Raw genomic sequence first — 16,216 nt, forward strand, 5'->3', positions numbered from 1 at the left:
GCTAAAGATGAAAATCGTCATTGTTGATGACCATCCGCTTGTAAGGAGAGGGCTGGCTGCCGTCATATCCATGCAACCGGATGTCCAGTTCGCAGGCGAGGCGACAAACGAGCGTGAAGCTTTGGTTGTTCTTGAGACTACACGTCCGGATTTGGTGCTGCTTGATTTGAAATTGGCCGACGAATCGGGTCTCGACCTGATTGTGGCCGCCCGGAGCCGGGGGATCCGCAGCAAATTCGTTCTGTTGACCTCTTCGGCAAGCAGGGAGGATTTCAGACGGGCGGAAGAGATTCAAGTGGATGGATACGTGATGAAGGAAGCCCTACCAGAAGAACTGCTTTATGCGATTCACCTGGTGTACAAGGGAAGGAAATATTATGATCCCGGCCTCGTGATGAGCCGAATGCAGGACAATGAGATGAGCCCGGCGGATGATTTGACCCCAAAAGAGAAGGAAGTGCTCATTTCTTTGGGCCAGGGATACAGCAACCGCGAAATTGCAACAAGACTGTTTATCAGCGAATATACGGTGAAAAAGCACGTGAGTCAGATTTTGGCGAAGCTGCAAGTGGCCGATCGGACGCAGGCCGCCCTGTACGCCAATTCAATCGGACTGTGCAAATACGAAGCGACAAATTCATAACGCTCCTGCATCATTCGCAAACGGGCGGCAGCAAAGCATAGAAAAGGATGCGCGGATACGGAAATCCGCGCATTTTTTTTCAAGAATATTGGCTTTAGCTTTATTAGTTTCCGGGGTCCCCACAAGACAGGTAGTCTTCTATTTCGGCATGGTACAAAAGTATACCCTTCTCCTGCTCTCAAGTAGCAGCCACGTTTATCCGAAAGTGAAAATCAAAGTAATCCGTGGAGTCATGTAATCTTACATGTGAGTGCTAGAATGAGTACATAAATTGATGAAGCGATAGTTCAGGGAGGCGCCGCAGGAAGTTTTGAAGGCTGTGAGCAGGTTATGACGGAAGGGGGATACCGATGGAAAAGACGATTTTGGATTATATTCAGTTAATCCAAAAGAAGCTGTGGCTTATACTCGTGTTCGTATTGATTTCCTGTACGACGACCTATTATGTGAGCCGAACGTTTGTCAAACCGGTTTATGCTGCTTCCGGCCAACTGATTGTCAATTACATCAGCCAAACGCAGGGCAGCAACAATTTGAACGAGGTGAATGTCAGCCTGAACCTGATTCAGAGCTACAAGGAGATTATTTTATCTCCCAAAATTATGAATGAGGTTGCTGCGAACTATCCTGAACTTGGCCTCACGGCAGGGCAGATCGCCCAAAAGCTGGAAGTCAAAACTTCGGACAAAAGCCAGATCATCAATCTCAGGGCGGAAGATGGGGATTATACGAAGGCCGCAGGCATCGTTAACGCCGTTTCCGCAACTTTTATCAAAGCCGTCCCATCGCTTATGAACTTGAATAATGTCAAGCTGCTCACGCCTGCAGACACTGGGCACAAGCCCGAACCAGCCAATTCGGGCGTCGTCATGAACATGCTGATCAGCTTTTTTGTATCTTTGATGGTCGTTCTGGGAGCGATCGTCTTCCTTGAAAGCATCAACAGCACACTCCGGACGGAGAAGGAGGCCGAACAGTTGATCGGCGTTCCCGTTATCGCCAGCGTTCCGATGATCCGAAGAAAGCAGCTCGGCCATAAGCCGGAACAAGTAACCGGAAGAGTGGAGGAACCTTCATATGCTGTGCTTAAATGAAAGCCTGGTAGCCGAACGCAATCCTACTTCGTCTGTTGCCGAATCCGTCAGGTCGCTGCGGGTTTATATCCGCCAGCATTTGCGCGAAAGCAAGGGAGGAACGGTGCTGCTCCTTACCTCAGCCCATGAGGGGGAAGGAAAGAGCGTCCTGGTCGCGAATTTGGCGGTGTCTTTTGCCCAGGAAGGAAGGAAGACCTGCGTGGTGGACGGCAATTTGCGTAACCCTTCGCTGCACCTGATCTACGACCTGAATAATGGACACGGGCTTACAGATTACCTGATCGGGAATGAAGAAGCGGAGAATATTGTCCGTCCTTGCGGAACTCCCGGTTTATCCGTAATAACGGCTGGCGAAGCGCCGCCGAATCCGTCGGAGCTGCTTGGCAGCGAACGAATGGAGAAGCTGTTCGTCAAGCTGAGGCAGGAATATGAGATCATTCTGCTGGATTCCCCGAATGTGCTGGATTTTAGCGATGCGAGAGTTCTCGCGGCCCGCACCGACGGAGCCGTGCTCGTTGTGAAATACGGCAGATCGAAACGCGAGGCCGTTCGCAAAGCGAAGCAGTATATGGATCAAGCCGGAGTCAGCGTACTCGGAATCGCAATGAATCAGGTCAAATAAACAGAAAGGGCTCGTAACAACCGTTCAGGAGAAGGCCCAATCTGTTAAAAAAACAAGTGGAGAGGGAGAAACGAAATGAAGAAGGTAAAGAAGGCAATCATCCCTGCAGCAGGCCTGGGCACCCGTTTTCTGCCGGCGACCAAAGCCATGCCCAAAGAAATGCTCCCCATCATCAACAAGCCGACCATTCAATACATTGTCGAGGAAGCGATCGAATCAGGCATTGAAGATATTATCATTGTGACCGGTAAAGGCAAGCGGGCAATCGAAGACCATTTCGACAACGCGTTTGAGCTTGAATCCCGGCTGCTTGAAGACGGCAAGCTGGAGCTTCTGAGAGAAGTTCAGCGATCAGCCAAAGTGGATATTCACTATATTCGCCAGAAGGAGCCCAAAGGTCTCGGCCATGCCGTCTGGTGCGCACGCCGGTTTATCGGGGACGAGCCGTTTGGCGTACTCCTTGGAGACGACATTGTAACGGGACAAAAACCATGCTTGCGCCAGTTGATCGAACAGTACGAAGAAACGCAAAATTCGGTCATTGGCGTACAGGTCGTCCCGGATGAACTGACTCACCGTTATGGCATTATCGAGCCGGATTTCCAATCGGACCGGCTGTACCGTGTTAACAATTTCGTGGAGAAGCCATCGCCAGGCACATCACCGTCCAATCTGGCCATCATGGGAAGATACGTATTCACCCCTAAAATTTTCAAATACCTGGATCTTCAGGAGAAAGGGGTGGGGGGCGAAATCCAGCTGACCGACGCGATTCAAAAGCTGAATCAGAGCGAGCGGGTATACGCCTATAACTTCGAAGGCAGACGCTTCGATGTCGGCGAACGATTGGGGTATATTCTGACCACCCTTGAATTCGCCATGCAAAGTGAAGACTTGTGTTATCCCGTTCTGGACGCGATGGCCGAATGGATGAGCCGGATTGAGCATAGAACGCCGATGACAGGTTGAAAGGAGATGCGATAGATGAGCATGCCCAAACCTGAGCTTCCTGAGGAAATGGATTATGCCATGCCCGGCCAAAAAATGTTTTACAGGGCTTATGCCGGTCCGCGAAGCGAACATATTGCTGCTTATCTTATCATGAAGCGGATTCTTGATATCCTGCTTTCACTCTTTGGCCTCTTAGTCACGCTTCCCGTTTTTCTGGTTGTGGCCCTGCTCATTAAGCTTGAAGATCCAAAAGGAAAGGTGTTCTTCAGGCAAACCCGGATCGGCAAGGATGAGCGTCCGTTTGAAATGTACAAATTCAGATCGATGGTCGCAAACGCCGAGGATCTGAAGAAGGAACTGCTGGCTTTCAATGAGGTCAGCGGGGCGATGTTCAAAATGAAAAACGATCCCCGTATTACCCGGATCGGCAAATTCTTGCGCAAAACGAGCATTGACGAGCTGCCCCAGCTCTGGAATGTGCTGATCGGCAATATGAGCCTGGTCGGTCCGAGGCCGCCGCTTCCGGACGAAGTTGCGCAGTACACCGAATACCACAAACAGCGTCTTACGGTGACGCCCGGCTGCACCGGTTTTTGGCAGGTAAGCGCGCGAAACAGCGTCGGTTTTGATGAAATGGTCCAGTTGGATCTGGCCTATATTCAGCACCGCTCTATTATGCTGGATCTCAAACTTATACTGCTGACCGGGCTTCGAATGTTTTACTCCAAAGACGCCTATTAACGATTGGATCAACCTCTTATGGAAAGTCGGGTGAGTCTGGATGAATTACAATACTAACCTGCCTTCTCTCTCGATCGTGGTGTGCACCTACAACCGTTCCGTTCTGCTGCGCAAAACGCTTGAGTCGCTGAAAAGTCTTGACGATCTGGATCGGATCGAAGTCATCGTCGTGGATAATCGTTCCACGGACGATACCGAAGAGGTCGTCAGGCGGTTCATCAAGCGAAACCGGCTAACGATTCAGTGCACCTACATATTTGAGGAAACTCAGGGCCTGTCGGCGGCGCGAAATGCGGGGATTGCCGCAGCGCGTGGAGAGATCGTGGCTTTTCTGGACGATGACGCGATTCCATGCCGGGAGTGGATCGTCACGATTCTGTCTTTTTTTGAGGACAATCCGGATGTTGCCGCGATGGGCGGGAAAATCCGCCCCTTCTTCGAAAGCGAGCGGCCGAAGTGGCTGGTGGGGCCGTTTGAGCTCCCTTACACGATTGTGAATCTGGGCGATTCCGTCAAGGAATATCCGGCCTCCATGCACCCTTATGGCGCAAATATGGCGATTCGCAAAGAGGCCTTTAAAGGCGGAATGTTTCCGCTGGAGCTGGGAAGGAAGGGGAATCTGCTTCTTTCCGGCGAGGAGACGTGGCTGTTTGAGCAAATTCGCAAAGCCGGAGGGAAGATCATCTATCATCCGGACATGGAGGTGGAGCATTTCGTACCTTCAAGCCGTCTGAAAGAGGAATGGATCATCAGGCGCTATTATTTCCAGGGTATTTCGAATGGAATGAAGCGTGAAGGACTGTGGTCGACCTGCTTCCTGCTCGGCAAAACAGCCGCCAAAGCGCTGTATGTCGCCGCCAGCTCCCTGTTCGCCCGGGATGAAGCCGGGAGGCTTCTGAACAAATGCAGAATGGAAAGCATCCGCGGTACCCTCCACATTGTCCTGAACCGTGGGAGGGAGCCCGGTACGGAGTGAGGACCCCTATGATCAATTATCTATGGAGCGATAGACGGAGCATTTATTCGTACGGAGCGGTTTTCCTGATATCCGCCCTGCTGCTCGGAGGAGCAGTCATTTATCAGCCGGCGCTCTGTGCGGCTCTGGCTCTTGCGATCATTTTCCTTGCCGTTACGATCCGGCATCCGGAGCGCATCAGCTATTTCGTACTGCTGTCGACAGCTCTTTCCGTCGACTATTTGTATACCGGAACATTGTTTGGCATTGAAATACTGTCCTTATACAAGCTCGGTATTTTGCTGCTGCTGGTTCCCTGCTTTCTGGTATACGGCATTTCGCTAAAATTCGCTTACCCGGTTCTGGCCCTGTGCGCCATGGTGTTTATAACCTTCTTCGTCTCGGATTGGCTGCCGCTTCTAACGGCGTCGATTGCCGTAAAGTCGTTTATCGGTCTTTCGCTGCCCTTCTGTTTCCTGTTGATCAACTGGAGGAAAGAGGTGGCGCAGCGCCAGGTGCAAATCATCTGCCTGCTCCCCGCCGTTAGCGTCGGTGTAGGCATGGTCCTTCAGTTCCTGCATCTGCATTCCATGCTCGATGTGGAATTTACAGGAGCGATCCGGCTGCAGGGGGCCAATATTCCCCCTCACCTGGCGATGCTGGCCTTTCTGGGGACCGCCATTCCGTTTGTGGAATTGAAGCGCGTAGGGGCGAAGCCGGTATTTTTTTACATCGTTATAGTTGTAAATTTTTCCATACTGATTGCTACCGGGACGCGGGGGCCGATTCTGGCGATGATCTTCATCGCCCTGTATTACTTCTACGATACACTGCGGCAGTATCTGAAGGGCAAAGCGCACCTGATTGTTCCGCTGACCGGTTCGGTTCTCGTTATTCTCGGCGCAGTTCTTCTGCAATGGAACAATTTGAAGAAGCGTTCCTTCGAACGGACAACGGATACAGGCATCGATTTGTCGGGCCGATCGGAAGCCTGGACCTATTTCCTGGGTAAAGTGGAAGGTCATACTTTGGCGGGCAGAGGACTCGGCTCCGTAACCGTGGCGAACGACGGCTCCCTGTTTAAAGGGTTTGTCGTTCCCCATAACGAGTATATCCGCTTCTACGTGGATACCGGCCTTATCGGCTGCGGCTTGCTGTTCCTTTCGCTGCTCGCAGTATTCATCAAGGTAAACAAAGTGCTGCCGCGGCAGATTAAGCCCTACTATGCCGGATTCATTCTGGCTTTTCTGATTTACTCGTTCTCCGACAACACGTTGTCCACCGTGCAGTTCATTATCCCGTTTTGCTGGTATTTGAACTGTCTGTACCGGTATTCAAGGCCCGCGGCAACCGATTCCTCTTAAAGAGAAGTGATACGATGAGCCGAATAAACCTGTTTGATGTTAACTTCAACAACTATGATTTTTCGGATTTGCTTGACTATATCGACAATTCCATCCGGCAGCAGAAATCTTCCTACATTCTGACCTGCAACGTCGATCATCTCGTCAAGCTGCGCAAGGATTCCGAATTCAGGAATGTGTATGCCAAAGCGGGTGCCGTCGTTGCGGATGGCATGCCCATCATATGGGCCTCCCGGCTTCTGGGCAGGCCGCTGAAGCAAAAGGTGTCCGGCTCCGATCTCTTTAGCAGGCTGGGCGAGGCGTTTGAAACGAGACAGTACCGTCTCTTCTTTCTCGGGGCAGCCAGCGGCGTGCCCGAAATGGCGTCGCGCAACCTCAAGCGTTCGTATCCGGACATGAACATTGTCGGCTGCTACTCCCCTTCCTACGGCTTCGAGAAAAATGCGGAAGAGAATGAGTATATCGTGCGCATGCTGATCGATTGCAAGCCCGACATTGTCTTCGTCGGCGTAGGGGCGCCCAAGCAGGAAAAGTGGATCTACCGCAATTACCTTGAGTACCGTGCGCCCGTTTCGATTGGCGTAGGAGCCACCTTTGATTTTCTGGCGGGAGCTGTCAAGCGGGCGCCGGACTTTATGCAAAAGGCGGGCTTCGAATGGTTCTGGCGACTGGCCCAGGAGCCTCGGCGCCTGTGGAAGAGATACCTGATTGATGACGCGCAGTTTCTGGGATTGTTCATGAAGGAACTTATGAAGCAGAACAAGAGGAGAAGGGAGGGGGCGGATGTGCTGAATTCCGCTGACGACCATGAATAGGCCGGTTCGGCTGCTCTGCATACCCATCGCTGTCATGCTTATGATCTTCCTGTTCTCGTCCCAGTCCTACGAACGCCAGTCGATCAAGGAGCCACTGTCGGAATGGCTGAGAGGCAGCAGCGTAAGCCGTCATTTATCCCAAATGACGATCCATTACGGCACGCTGACCATTGACGGCAGAACGGAGGGCTCCGCCGCTATTGCGGAGTTTCTGCTGCGCAAGCTCGCGCATCTTATCGAATACGCGATACTCGGTCTGTGCCTGGCCTGGGCGGTCATCACCTTGTTCAAAACAAGCTTTTCCTCCGCGGCCCTGGCTTCGCTTCTCCTTTGTACCGTCTACGCCGCTTTGGACGAATATCATCAGATCTTCGTGAAAGACCGGGGCTCGCGTCCGCAGGACGTTCTGCTCGATGCGGCCGGAGCGCTGATAGGCATTGCTGTGTATGCAGGATGGAAGGGGTATAAATCCAGGCGGATCCGAAAAATACCGCCAGCGAAACGGAGGCTGCCATGAGAATCGTGAACCCGGTCCTGACGGGCTTCTGGAGTCGCTTCCGTTCGTACTGGACTTACGGAGCCGCAGCGGCGGTTTGCGTGGCCTTGCCGCTTGTGATCGGGTCAGCCAGCGCGAAGCTCAGTCCCGCCATGAGCCAGCAGGGAACGATTCTCCTTGTTCTTCTGTTCCCGGCTTTTCTGTTTGCTCTCAGCGGCTCAAGGCTGTTGATTACCTATTGTTTGCTTGTATGGGCGATAGGGCCGGAGCTTAGACGCCTGTCCGATTGGGCAAGCGGGGAATACACTTCAGTCTCCATACTGAGTCTTGCGCCGCTCTTGGCCAGCTCGATGACGATCATCCCGGTGCTGCGGGGGATTCATCTTGCGGAGAAATCCTGCCGAAGAGTATTGCTCTTCTTCGCGGCGGCGCTTCTGTACGGGAGCGTAATCGGGCTTGCGAGGAACGGAACGAGTTCCGTGTATGACCTTGCCAACTACGGCATTCCGCTGCTCTTGCTTCCGTTTTTTGCCGTCAGGCGCTTCAGCGGGGAGGATACGGATAAAATGCTGTCCGGCTATGCCAACATCGCCGTTTTGGTTTCGGTGTACGGGATCATTCAGTATTTGACCGTGCCTCCATGGGACGCCTTTTGGATGAACCATGTGGAGATGAACTCCATCGGTGTTCCGGAACCGCTGGAAGTACGGGTGTTCTCCACCCTGAACTCTCCGGGACCGGCTGCCGCCTTTCTGGCCTGCGCGCTTGTTCCGATGGTGCTTGAGAAGAAATGGAGGGGGACGCTCGGATGGATCGGCCCCTTGCTGGTGGCCTTTTGTCTCCTGACGACGCTGGTCCGGTCGGCCTGGCTGATGATTATTGTGATGCTGCTGGTTTATATCGCCACATCCCCTTCACGGAGAAAGTGGAGAACGCTTGTTCAATTGACGGCGGTTGCGCTGATCGTCGCCTGGGCTCTCCCCAAGCTGCCCGGCGCCGAGGGACTGACAGCCCGGATGCAGACGCTAACCTCGATCGAAGAGGATCATTCCTACAATGAACGGCTGGATTTGCTGCACACGATGCTGCCAACCGTGCTTCACAATCCGGTAGGAGAGGGGATCGGCAGCGTCGGAACGGGAACGAAGCTGGGGAACGAAGGGGCGCTCGGCGAATATGGCATTATGGACAACGGATTTCTGGCCCTGCTGCTTACGTTTGGCCTGGCTGGAGGCATATTATTCTTCGGGGCGCTTGGAACGCTCGGCAAAGAAATCATTGCCGTCATCATCGGCAAAGGGCCGCTGCAACTGTACGCCCGGTTATCCCTGGCGGTCTGGGCCGGGGCGATTGCCAGCCTGATTTCCGACAACGGCTTTCCCGGCATGCGGGGATACCTGATCTGGATGCTGATCGGCATGGGGCTTGGCGCGAAGGAAATCATCCGAACCGGAAAGGAGGAGGAGCGGTCATGGAGCAGTCCAACGTGAAGTCGTTTCCCGGTAGAGCCGTGTTCAGAAGCGTAGGACGCTTTGCCAGGAGCAAGGCCCACAGCTCGGCGGCATTAAAGACGATGTTCTTCAGCATCCTCATCCTGATGATCAACATCGTGACCGGCGTGCTGACGGCAAGATACCTTGGTCCCACCGGACGCGGAGAGCAGACGGCGATGGTTAACTGGTCGCAGTTTCTCGCGTTTTGCATGACCTTCGGGATTCCTTCCGCTTTGGTCTACAATTCGAAGCGGCGTTCCGAGGACACCGGCGGATTATATGCGACCGCCCTGGCAATGGGTGCCGGCTGCGGCGGGATCGCGATGATCATCGGCATCATCGTCCTGCCCTATTGGCTTACAGCCTTTCATTCCGATGTGGTCCAGTTCTCCCAGTGGTCCATGATTCTGTGCCCGCTGATCGTTATTTCCCAGATCAATAACGCGATTCTCCAGGTCCGGGACGAATACAAGCAGTACAACCGGCTCAGGTATCTGGTGCCGCTGACAACGCTGGCGATGCTCGTTCTGCTGATCGTGACAGGCTTCATGAACGCTTTTACGTCGGCGCTGGCTTACCTGCTCCCCTCCGTTCCGTTCTATATCGGGATGACCTACCGGATGCTTAAAGTATACGGAGCGAAATTAAAGCTCGGCTTTCAGCACTTCAAACGGCTGTTCACCTACGGACTCGGGTCTTACGGGAACGACTTGATGGGGCAGGTATCCTACTATATCGATCAAATTTTGATCGCCGGCCTTCTGAAGCCGGCCGATCTGGGACTGTACGCCGTGGCGGTCAGCCTGGCGAGAATGGTCAACGTTTTCTCTACCTCGATTATCGTGGTGCTATTCCCGAAGGCCAGCGGACTTGACAAAAAAGAGGCAGTCAACATTACGTTCCGGGCTTTCCGGATCAGCACCGCCGCAGCTCTGCTTGCGTCCGCGGCACTCATGCTGATCGCCCCGTTTGTGCTTACGCTTTTGTACGGACCGGAGTTCAAGGAGGCGCTTGCCGTTTTTCGCTTTCTGCTTCTCCAGGTCGCGATCGGCGGAGGGACGATGGTGCTGGCTCAGGCCTTCATGGCCCTTGGCAAGCCGAAGGTGGTCACCCTGCTGCAGGGACTTGGGCTTGCGCTGGTCGTACCGATGCTGTTTCTGCTGGTTCCGCGTTTTGGGCTCGTCGGGGCGGGATATGCCATGCTGGCATCGGTGCTGCTGCGCTTCGCGTTCATCCTGTTTAACTTCAAATATACGCTAAAGGTGAAAATTCCACCGCTTTGGGTCACCCGGGAAGATATTAGGTGGCTGCGTGGGACAATGAATTCCATGATGCGCAAAAAATCAGTCAATGTTTAGAGAGGAGAGGGAAGACACCATGCCTCAATTGGTCAGTGGTTCGAGGAACAACCGGATTTCGGTTGTCATCATTGCCCAGAATGATGAAGAACGAATTCCTAACGCTATTGCCTCCTGCAGATCTTTCGCCGATGAAATTATCGTGATTGACGGCGGAAGCGAGGACGGCACGGTGCAAACCGCCGAGGCGCTAGGCTGCCGCGTATACAGCAACCCGTGGCCGGGGTATGCCAAACAGCGGCAATTTGGGGAGGACCGGGCCTCCTATGATTGGATTTTCTTCATCGATACGGACGAGGTGGTGGATCCCAGACTTGCAGCCGACCTGCTCAGACGGAAGCCGGAACTGACCGATCCGGACACGGCTTATTCGGTGTACCGCATAGGAGACTTTTTGGGCCGATGGCTTGATCGCGGGGAATATCTGGTCCGGCTCTATAACCGCCGGAAATACAGAATTACGGACAGTCTTGTGCACGAGATGCCGGATGTTGAGCATTCACGGACTTTAAAGCTGAAAGGCGTATTGTGGCACTACGGATTCAGAAGCATTAATGATCATGTCATGCGTTTCAACAAGTATACGGATCTTGAAGCCCAGACAGCCTTCAGCAGAGGGAAGTCCTTCCGGGTGGTCAATCTGCTGTTCCGTCCGCCGGCCCGCTTCGTACAGAAATATTTCCTTCACGGTTTGTACCGGAAGGGAGTAGCCGGATTGGCCGTAGCCGTCTTTTGGATGATGTACGAATTTCTTTCCTGCTTCAAGCATTATGAGCTGACGATTGGGCGGACACGTCTCGACGAACACCAGCATCAGCATCAGCATCAGCCGGAAGAAACGGAAAAGAAAGGAGAGACGAGTTATGCCGTACAATGACGGTTTGGACGTGATGACCACAGGCTTAAGCTGGCCCTCGGTTCAGCCGGGAGGACTCAACACGTATTTCAAATCGGTCTGCGAGCAGCTGTCCAGGGGTAACCGCGTGCAGGCTCTGATCTGCAGCCAGGAGAAGCCGGATGCCCCTCCTGGCCTCAGCATGCATCTTGCCGGAGACCCGGGGATGACGATCTGGAAGCGGAAAGAGGCTTTTCAGCGGCTGGCGGCGGCAAGGATGGACGAGGGGAACGTGGACATCCTGTATTCCCATTTCGCCCCGTACGGCATCGGTCCAGCCATTGAAGCGAAGAAGCGGGGCATTCCCGTGATCATGACCTTCCACGGCCCGTGGAACGAGGAGATGAAGATCGAGGGGAAGGGCTTTCAGCACCGCGTGAAGACGACGATCGCGAAGGCGATTGAGCGAAGAGCTTACCGGCTGGCCGACCGGTTTATCGTCTTGAGCGAAACGTTCCGCGATATTCTGCATTCGCTGTACGGCGTGCCGCTCCATAGAATCGTCATAATCCCCGGCGCGGCCGATGTGAACCGGTTCTTTCCCGCTCCGAACCGTCTGGCCATTCGCAGGCAGCTGAATTTGCCGGAAGGGGCGACAACGGTGCTCACCGTGCGCCGGCTTGTGAACCGGATGGGGCTGCTGCAACTGCTCGACGCATGGAAGCGGGTCTCGGCTCATTTTCCAAACGCGATTCTGCTAATCGGCGGCCGGGGCCCGCTGCGGGCCGAACTGGAAAGCCGGATTGCCGACTATGGTCTGGTCAGCAAGGTTCGGCTGCTCGGCTACATTCCGGACGAAGAGCTTCCGTCCTATTATCAGGCCGCCGACCTGTTCGTCGTCCCTACCCAGGCGCTCGAAGGCTTCGGCCTGATCACCGTTGAGGCGATGGCGGCGGGACTGCCGGTCATGGCCACCCCGGTCGGCGGAAACAGGGAGATTCTGAATGCTTTCCGCCCCGACCTGCTGTTCAAGAGCACTGACAGCGGGGATATCGCGGAAGGCTTGCTCCGCATCCTGAGCAACCGGAGACTGCTTCCGGATCGCGAACAATGCCGGGAGCATGTTCTGGAGAAGTACACCTGGGAAGGCGTAGCGACCAGGATTGAGGCTGTGTTCCAGCAAGCGCTGGGAAAGGAGGCGGCATCGGGATGATGAAGATCGCCTACATCGACCACACCGCCAAATGGAGCGGTGGAGAGGTTGCCTTGTTCAACATTCTGACGAACGTCGGCCGGCAGGTTCAGCCGCTTGTGATCCTTGCCGAGGAAGGAGCGCTGGCCGACCGGCTGCGGGAGAAAGGCATCGATGTCCGCGTAGTTCCCCTGGATGAAAAGGTGAGAACACGGGGCCGAAACGCCCTGAGCCCGGGCATTGCAGGCGCAGCCATCAAGCTGCTCGCTTATGGCAGAAAGCTTGCTCCGCTGCTGAAGGAAGAAGGGGTCGCCTGCGTTCATACCAATTCGCTGAAGTCGGCTCTTTACGGCACGGTGGCTGCCAAGAGCGCAGGCGTTCCGCTCATCTGGCATATCCGGGATCATATCGGCCCGCCGTACCTGAAGCCGATTGTCGCGAAGTCGATCCGCCTGCTGTCAAGAACGCTGCCGAACGGCATAATCGCCAACTCCAACTCCACGCTGAACGCCCTGGCGCTGCCGAAATCCAAAAAGACGCTGGTCGTCTACTCGGCTTTCGCCAAAGCGATCAGCGGCGAACGAAGCAGAACATCCGGCCCGATCAAGGAGTTCAATGTGCTGCTTGTCGGCCGGCTGGCGCGCTGGAAAGGACAGCATGTGCTGCTGGAGGCGGCGCGGTCTTTTCTAAGCGAACGCAAGGTCAAGTTCTGGATCGCCGGGGATGCCCTGTTCGGCGAAGAAGCCTATAGACAGGAGCTTATCGCCTACATCCGGCAGCACGGGCTGACGAATGTGTCCCTGCTCGGGCATGTCGACGACGTGCAGAGCCTGATGGCCTCCGCGGATTTGCTGGTTCATACCTCCATCACGCCGGAGCCGTTTGGCCAGGTGATCGTTGAGGGCATGGCCGCCGGGCTTCCCGTAATCGCCTCGAATGAAGGCGGTCCGACGGAGATCGTCCTGCCCGGAGCAACGGGCCTGCTGATTCCGCCGGGACAGCCGGAACATCTGGCCAGAGCGATCCGCTGGATGCTGGAACATCCCGAGGAACGCGAACAGATGGGCCGCAAAGGAATAGAGCGGGTGAAGGAGCGCTTTGTGATCGAGAATACAGTCAAGGACATTGTTGATTACTATGAAGGTCTGCTCTCCACGATATGAAACGACCTCCTTAAGCTAAAGGATGATTGGGATGAAAATTGCGATTGCGCACGATTACCTTATTCAAATGGGTGGAGCCGAACGGGTCGTAGAGGTCCTTCATGACATGTATCCGGAGGCGCCGATCTTTACGACGGTTTACAGCAGCAGCCGCCTGCTGGATACCCTTAAGGACGCGGATATCCGGTCTTCCTGGCTGCAAAGGATTCCGGGAGTGAAAACCTATTTCAAAGGGATGCTGCCCCTTTATCCGATCGCCATCCGTGATTTCGATTTTCGCGGTTTCGATATCGTCCTCAGCTCCAGCAGCGCCTTTATAAAGGGCATTCAGGTGCCGAAAAATACGTTTCATCTCTGCTACTGCCACACGCCGATGCGGTTTGCATGGGATTACGACACTTATATGGAGCGTCAGCGCCAGCCCGGGGTGATCAAAAGGCTGCTCAAAATCTATATTCGGCAGCTTAAGTCCTGGGATCAAAGAACAGCGGTCAACGTGAACCAGTTCGTGGCCAACTCTTCGGTGGTGAAGCGAAGAATCCAAAACTATTATCAGCGGGATGCCGATGTGATCTTTCCGCCGATCAACACTTCGCGCTTCCAAAGCTCGGCCCGGATCGGCGACTACTATTTGATCGTTTCCAGGCTCGTATCCTACAAGCGGATCGACCTGGCCGTGGAGGCCTTCAACCGGAGCGGACTTCCCCTGTATATCGTCGGGGACGGTCCGGACCGCAAGCGGCTGGCGGAAATGGCCAAAAGCAACATCAGCTTCCTCGGCAGACTGGACGACAGCCAGGTGAACGGGCTGATGTCGGAGTGCAGGGCGTTTATTTTTCCCGGAGAGGAGGATTTCGGGATTACGCCGCTGGAGGCCAACGCCGCCGGCCGCCCGGTCATCGCTTATCAGGCGGGAGGGGCGCTGGACACAATCGTGCCGTATGTGAACGGCGTGTTCTTTAAGAACCAGGAGGTTGACGATTTGCTGGCCGCTGTCGGCGAGGTGGAAAGGCACGCCTGGGACGTCGGGGAAATTGTGAGCCACGCCAAAAAATTTGATGAACGCACATTTAAGGAGCAGCTCAAACGGTATGTGGAAGAGTCTTATGTGAATTTTCTCAAGGGAGGATGATGGAAATGAAGCTGGCAGTCATTGGAACCGGCTATGTAGGACTGGTGTCGGGAGTTTGCTTTGCAATGAAGGGAAATCAGGTCATATGCGTGGATCAGGATGAGAACAAGATTGCCAAACTGAACCGGATGCTGTCGCCGATCTATGAGCCCGGCATCGAGGAACTGATTGAACAGAATATGCTTGAAGATAGACTGAAGTTTACCAGTGATTTGCATGAGGCGGTTCGGCTCTCAGACGTTATCATCCTCGCTGTAGGAACGCCTTCCCTGCCAAACGGTGAAGCCGATTTGCAGTACATTGAGCAAGCCGCTGTCGACATCGGCATTGCGATGGATAGCTACAAAATCATCATAACGAAAAGCACCGTACCGGTTGGAACGAACGAGAAAATCCGCAGAGTGATCGATGCTCATACGTCATTTCCGTTTGACGTCGTGTCGGTTCCGGAATTCCTGCGTGAAGGCTCGGCCATACAGGATACGCTTAAGCCCGACCGGATCGTAATCGGCCTCGATAACCGGGATCTGGAATCTACGATGGCGGAGCTGCATCGCCCGTTTACGGACAACATCTTCATTACCGATATCCGCAGCGCCGAAATGATCAAATACGCTTCGAATGCTTTTCTGGCCACCAAAATTTCGTTCATTAACGAAATCGCCAATATTTGCGAGAAGGTGGGGGCGGATGTGACGGAGGTGGCGAAGGGCATGGGCAGCGACCGCAGAATCGGCTCTTCGTTTCTGCACGCAGGGATCGGCTACGGCGGCTCTTGCTTTCCAAAGGATACCAACGCGCTCATCCAGATTGCCGGAAATGTGGACTATGAATTCAAGCTGCTCAAATCCGTCGTAGAGGTGAACAAAGATCAGCGCTACAATGTGATCGCCAAGCTGAAGGGATCGCTCGAGCGGCTCAGGGGAGCACGCATCGGGATTTGGGGCGTCGCCTTCAAGCCGGAAACGGATGACATCCGCGATGCGCCGTCGCTCGAAATCGTCGAGACGCTGGTTCGCGAGGGAGCGGTCGTCAAGCTGTACGATCCGATTGCCCTCGGCCGGTTCAGGGAAAAGTTTGACCATCCGGGGCTGCTTTGGTGCGGATCGGCGGAAGAAGCGGCGGAAGGGTGCGATGCGGTATGCCTGCTCACCGATTGGAACGAGTTCAAGGAGTTCAATCTGCATAAGCTTGTCGGCCTGATGAGGCAGCCGGTTCTCATTGACGGTCGCAACGTTTATGAACAGAAGCAGATCGAAGGAACCGGGCTTGAGTATATTTCGGTTGGCAGACCGCAGATGGGCGAGTTTTACGAATATCCCCGCAAAATTGCGGAGGCTTTGTGAAAAGGAGCGGGTGAAT

General features: G+C 54.4%; 16 protein-coding genes. All 16 read left to right on the plus strand.

All coding sequences use genetic code 11. The annotated features are described in order from the left end of the window. The first annotated feature begins 7 nt into the window (after window positions 1-7). Entirely contained in the window at window positions 8-643 is a 636-nt protein-coding gene (locus tag K7397_RS05295) for a response regulator (protein WP_223066904.1), read from the plus strand. Between the two features lie 350 nt (window positions 644-993). Next, the gene (locus K7397_RS05300; protein ID WP_223066905.1) at window positions 994-1,737 is read left to right on the plus strand and encodes a YveK family protein; all 744 of its coding nucleotides are present in this window, start codon (window positions 994-996) and stop codon (window positions 1,735-1,737) included. Beyond that, the gene (locus K7397_RS05305) at window positions 1,721-2,359 is read left to right on the plus strand and encodes a CpsD/CapB family tyrosine-protein kinase (protein WP_223066906.1); all 639 of its coding nucleotides are present in this window, start codon (window positions 1,721-1,723) and stop codon (window positions 2,357-2,359) included. Before K7397_RS05300 ends, K7397_RS05305 begins: the two co-directional genes overlap by 17 nt. Before the next feature lie 75 nt (window positions 2,360-2,434). Then, window positions 2,435-3,328 (plus strand): UTP--glucose-1-phosphate uridylyltransferase GalU, encoded by an 894-nt coding sequence (gene galU, locus K7397_RS05310; protein ID WP_223066907.1) that lies wholly within the window; start codon window positions 2,435-2,437, stop codon window positions 3,326-3,328. A gap of 21 nt (window positions 3,329-3,349) precedes the next feature. Beyond that, window positions 3,350-4,051 (plus strand): sugar transferase, encoded by a 702-nt coding sequence (locus K7397_RS05315; protein WP_420488753.1) that lies wholly within the window; start codon window positions 3,350-3,352, stop codon window positions 4,049-4,051. Window positions 4,052-4,091: 40 nt separating this feature from the next. Further along, window positions 4,092-5,027 (plus strand): glycosyltransferase, encoded by a 936-nt coding sequence (locus tag K7397_RS05320; protein WP_223066909.1) that lies wholly within the window; start codon window positions 4,092-4,094, stop codon window positions 5,025-5,027. Between the two features lie 8 nt (window positions 5,028-5,035). Then, window positions 5,036-6,370, plus strand: coding sequence for an O-antigen ligase family protein (locus K7397_RS05325; RefSeq protein WP_223066910.1), 1,335 nt, complete (start codon window positions 5,036-5,038; stop codon window positions 6,368-6,370). A gap of 14 nt (window positions 6,371-6,384) precedes the next feature. Then, on the plus strand, window positions 6,385-7,185 hold the full coding sequence (locus K7397_RS05330; RefSeq protein WP_223066911.1) for a WecB/TagA/CpsF family glycosyltransferase: 801 nt from the start codon (window positions 6,385-6,387) through the stop codon (window positions 7,183-7,185). Further along, complete coding sequence (locus K7397_RS05335; protein WP_223066912.1) at window positions 7,178-7,702, plus strand: VanZ family protein; 525 nt, start codon at window positions 7,178-7,180, stop codon at window positions 7,700-7,702. The genes K7397_RS05330 and K7397_RS05335 overlap by 8 nt, the downstream gene beginning before the upstream one ends. After that, a complete protein-coding gene (locus tag K7397_RS05340) occupies window positions 7,699-9,171 on the plus strand; it encodes an O-antigen ligase family protein (RefSeq protein WP_223066913.1) in 1,473 nt (490 codons plus the stop codon). Before K7397_RS05335 ends, K7397_RS05340 begins: the two co-directional genes overlap by 4 nt. After that, window positions 9,153-10,532: a lipopolysaccharide biosynthesis protein gene (locus tag K7397_RS05345; RefSeq protein WP_223066914.1), complete on the plus strand. Its 1,380-nt coding sequence runs from the start codon at window positions 9,153-9,155 to the stop codon at window positions 10,530-10,532. Before K7397_RS05340 ends, K7397_RS05345 begins: the two co-directional genes overlap by 19 nt. Before the next feature lie 19 nt (window positions 10,533-10,551). Continuing rightward, on the plus strand, window positions 10,552-11,409 hold the full coding sequence (locus tag K7397_RS05350; RefSeq protein ID WP_223066915.1) for a glycosyltransferase family 2 protein: 858 nt from the start codon (window positions 10,552-10,554) through the stop codon (window positions 11,407-11,409). Beyond that, window positions 11,396-12,580, plus strand: a complete 1,185-nt coding sequence (locus K7397_RS05355) for a glycosyltransferase family 4 protein (protein WP_223066916.1) — start codon at window positions 11,396-11,398, stop codon at window positions 12,578-12,580. Before K7397_RS05350 ends, K7397_RS05355 begins: the two co-directional genes overlap by 14 nt. Further along, window positions 12,577-13,722: a glycosyltransferase family 4 protein gene (locus K7397_RS05360; RefSeq protein WP_223066917.1), complete on the plus strand. Its 1,146-nt coding sequence runs from the start codon at window positions 12,577-12,579 to the stop codon at window positions 13,720-13,722. The genes K7397_RS05355 and K7397_RS05360 overlap by 4 nt, the downstream gene beginning before the upstream one ends. Before the next feature lie 31 nt (window positions 13,723-13,753). Beyond that, window positions 13,754-14,854, plus strand: coding sequence for a glycosyltransferase (locus tag K7397_RS05365; protein ID WP_223066918.1), 1,101 nt, complete (start codon window positions 13,754-13,756; stop codon window positions 14,852-14,854). Between the two features lie 5 nt (window positions 14,855-14,859). Next, window positions 14,860-16,200: a UDP-glucose dehydrogenase family protein gene (locus tag K7397_RS05370; RefSeq protein ID WP_223066919.1), complete on the plus strand. Its 1,341-nt coding sequence runs from the start codon at window positions 14,860-14,862 to the stop codon at window positions 16,198-16,200. Window positions 16,201-16,216: the final 16 nt, after the last annotated feature.

Source organism: Paenibacillus caui (genome assembly GCF_019904135.1).
GTDB lineage: Bacteria > Bacillota > Bacilli > Paenibacillales > Paenibacillaceae > Fontibacillus > Fontibacillus caui.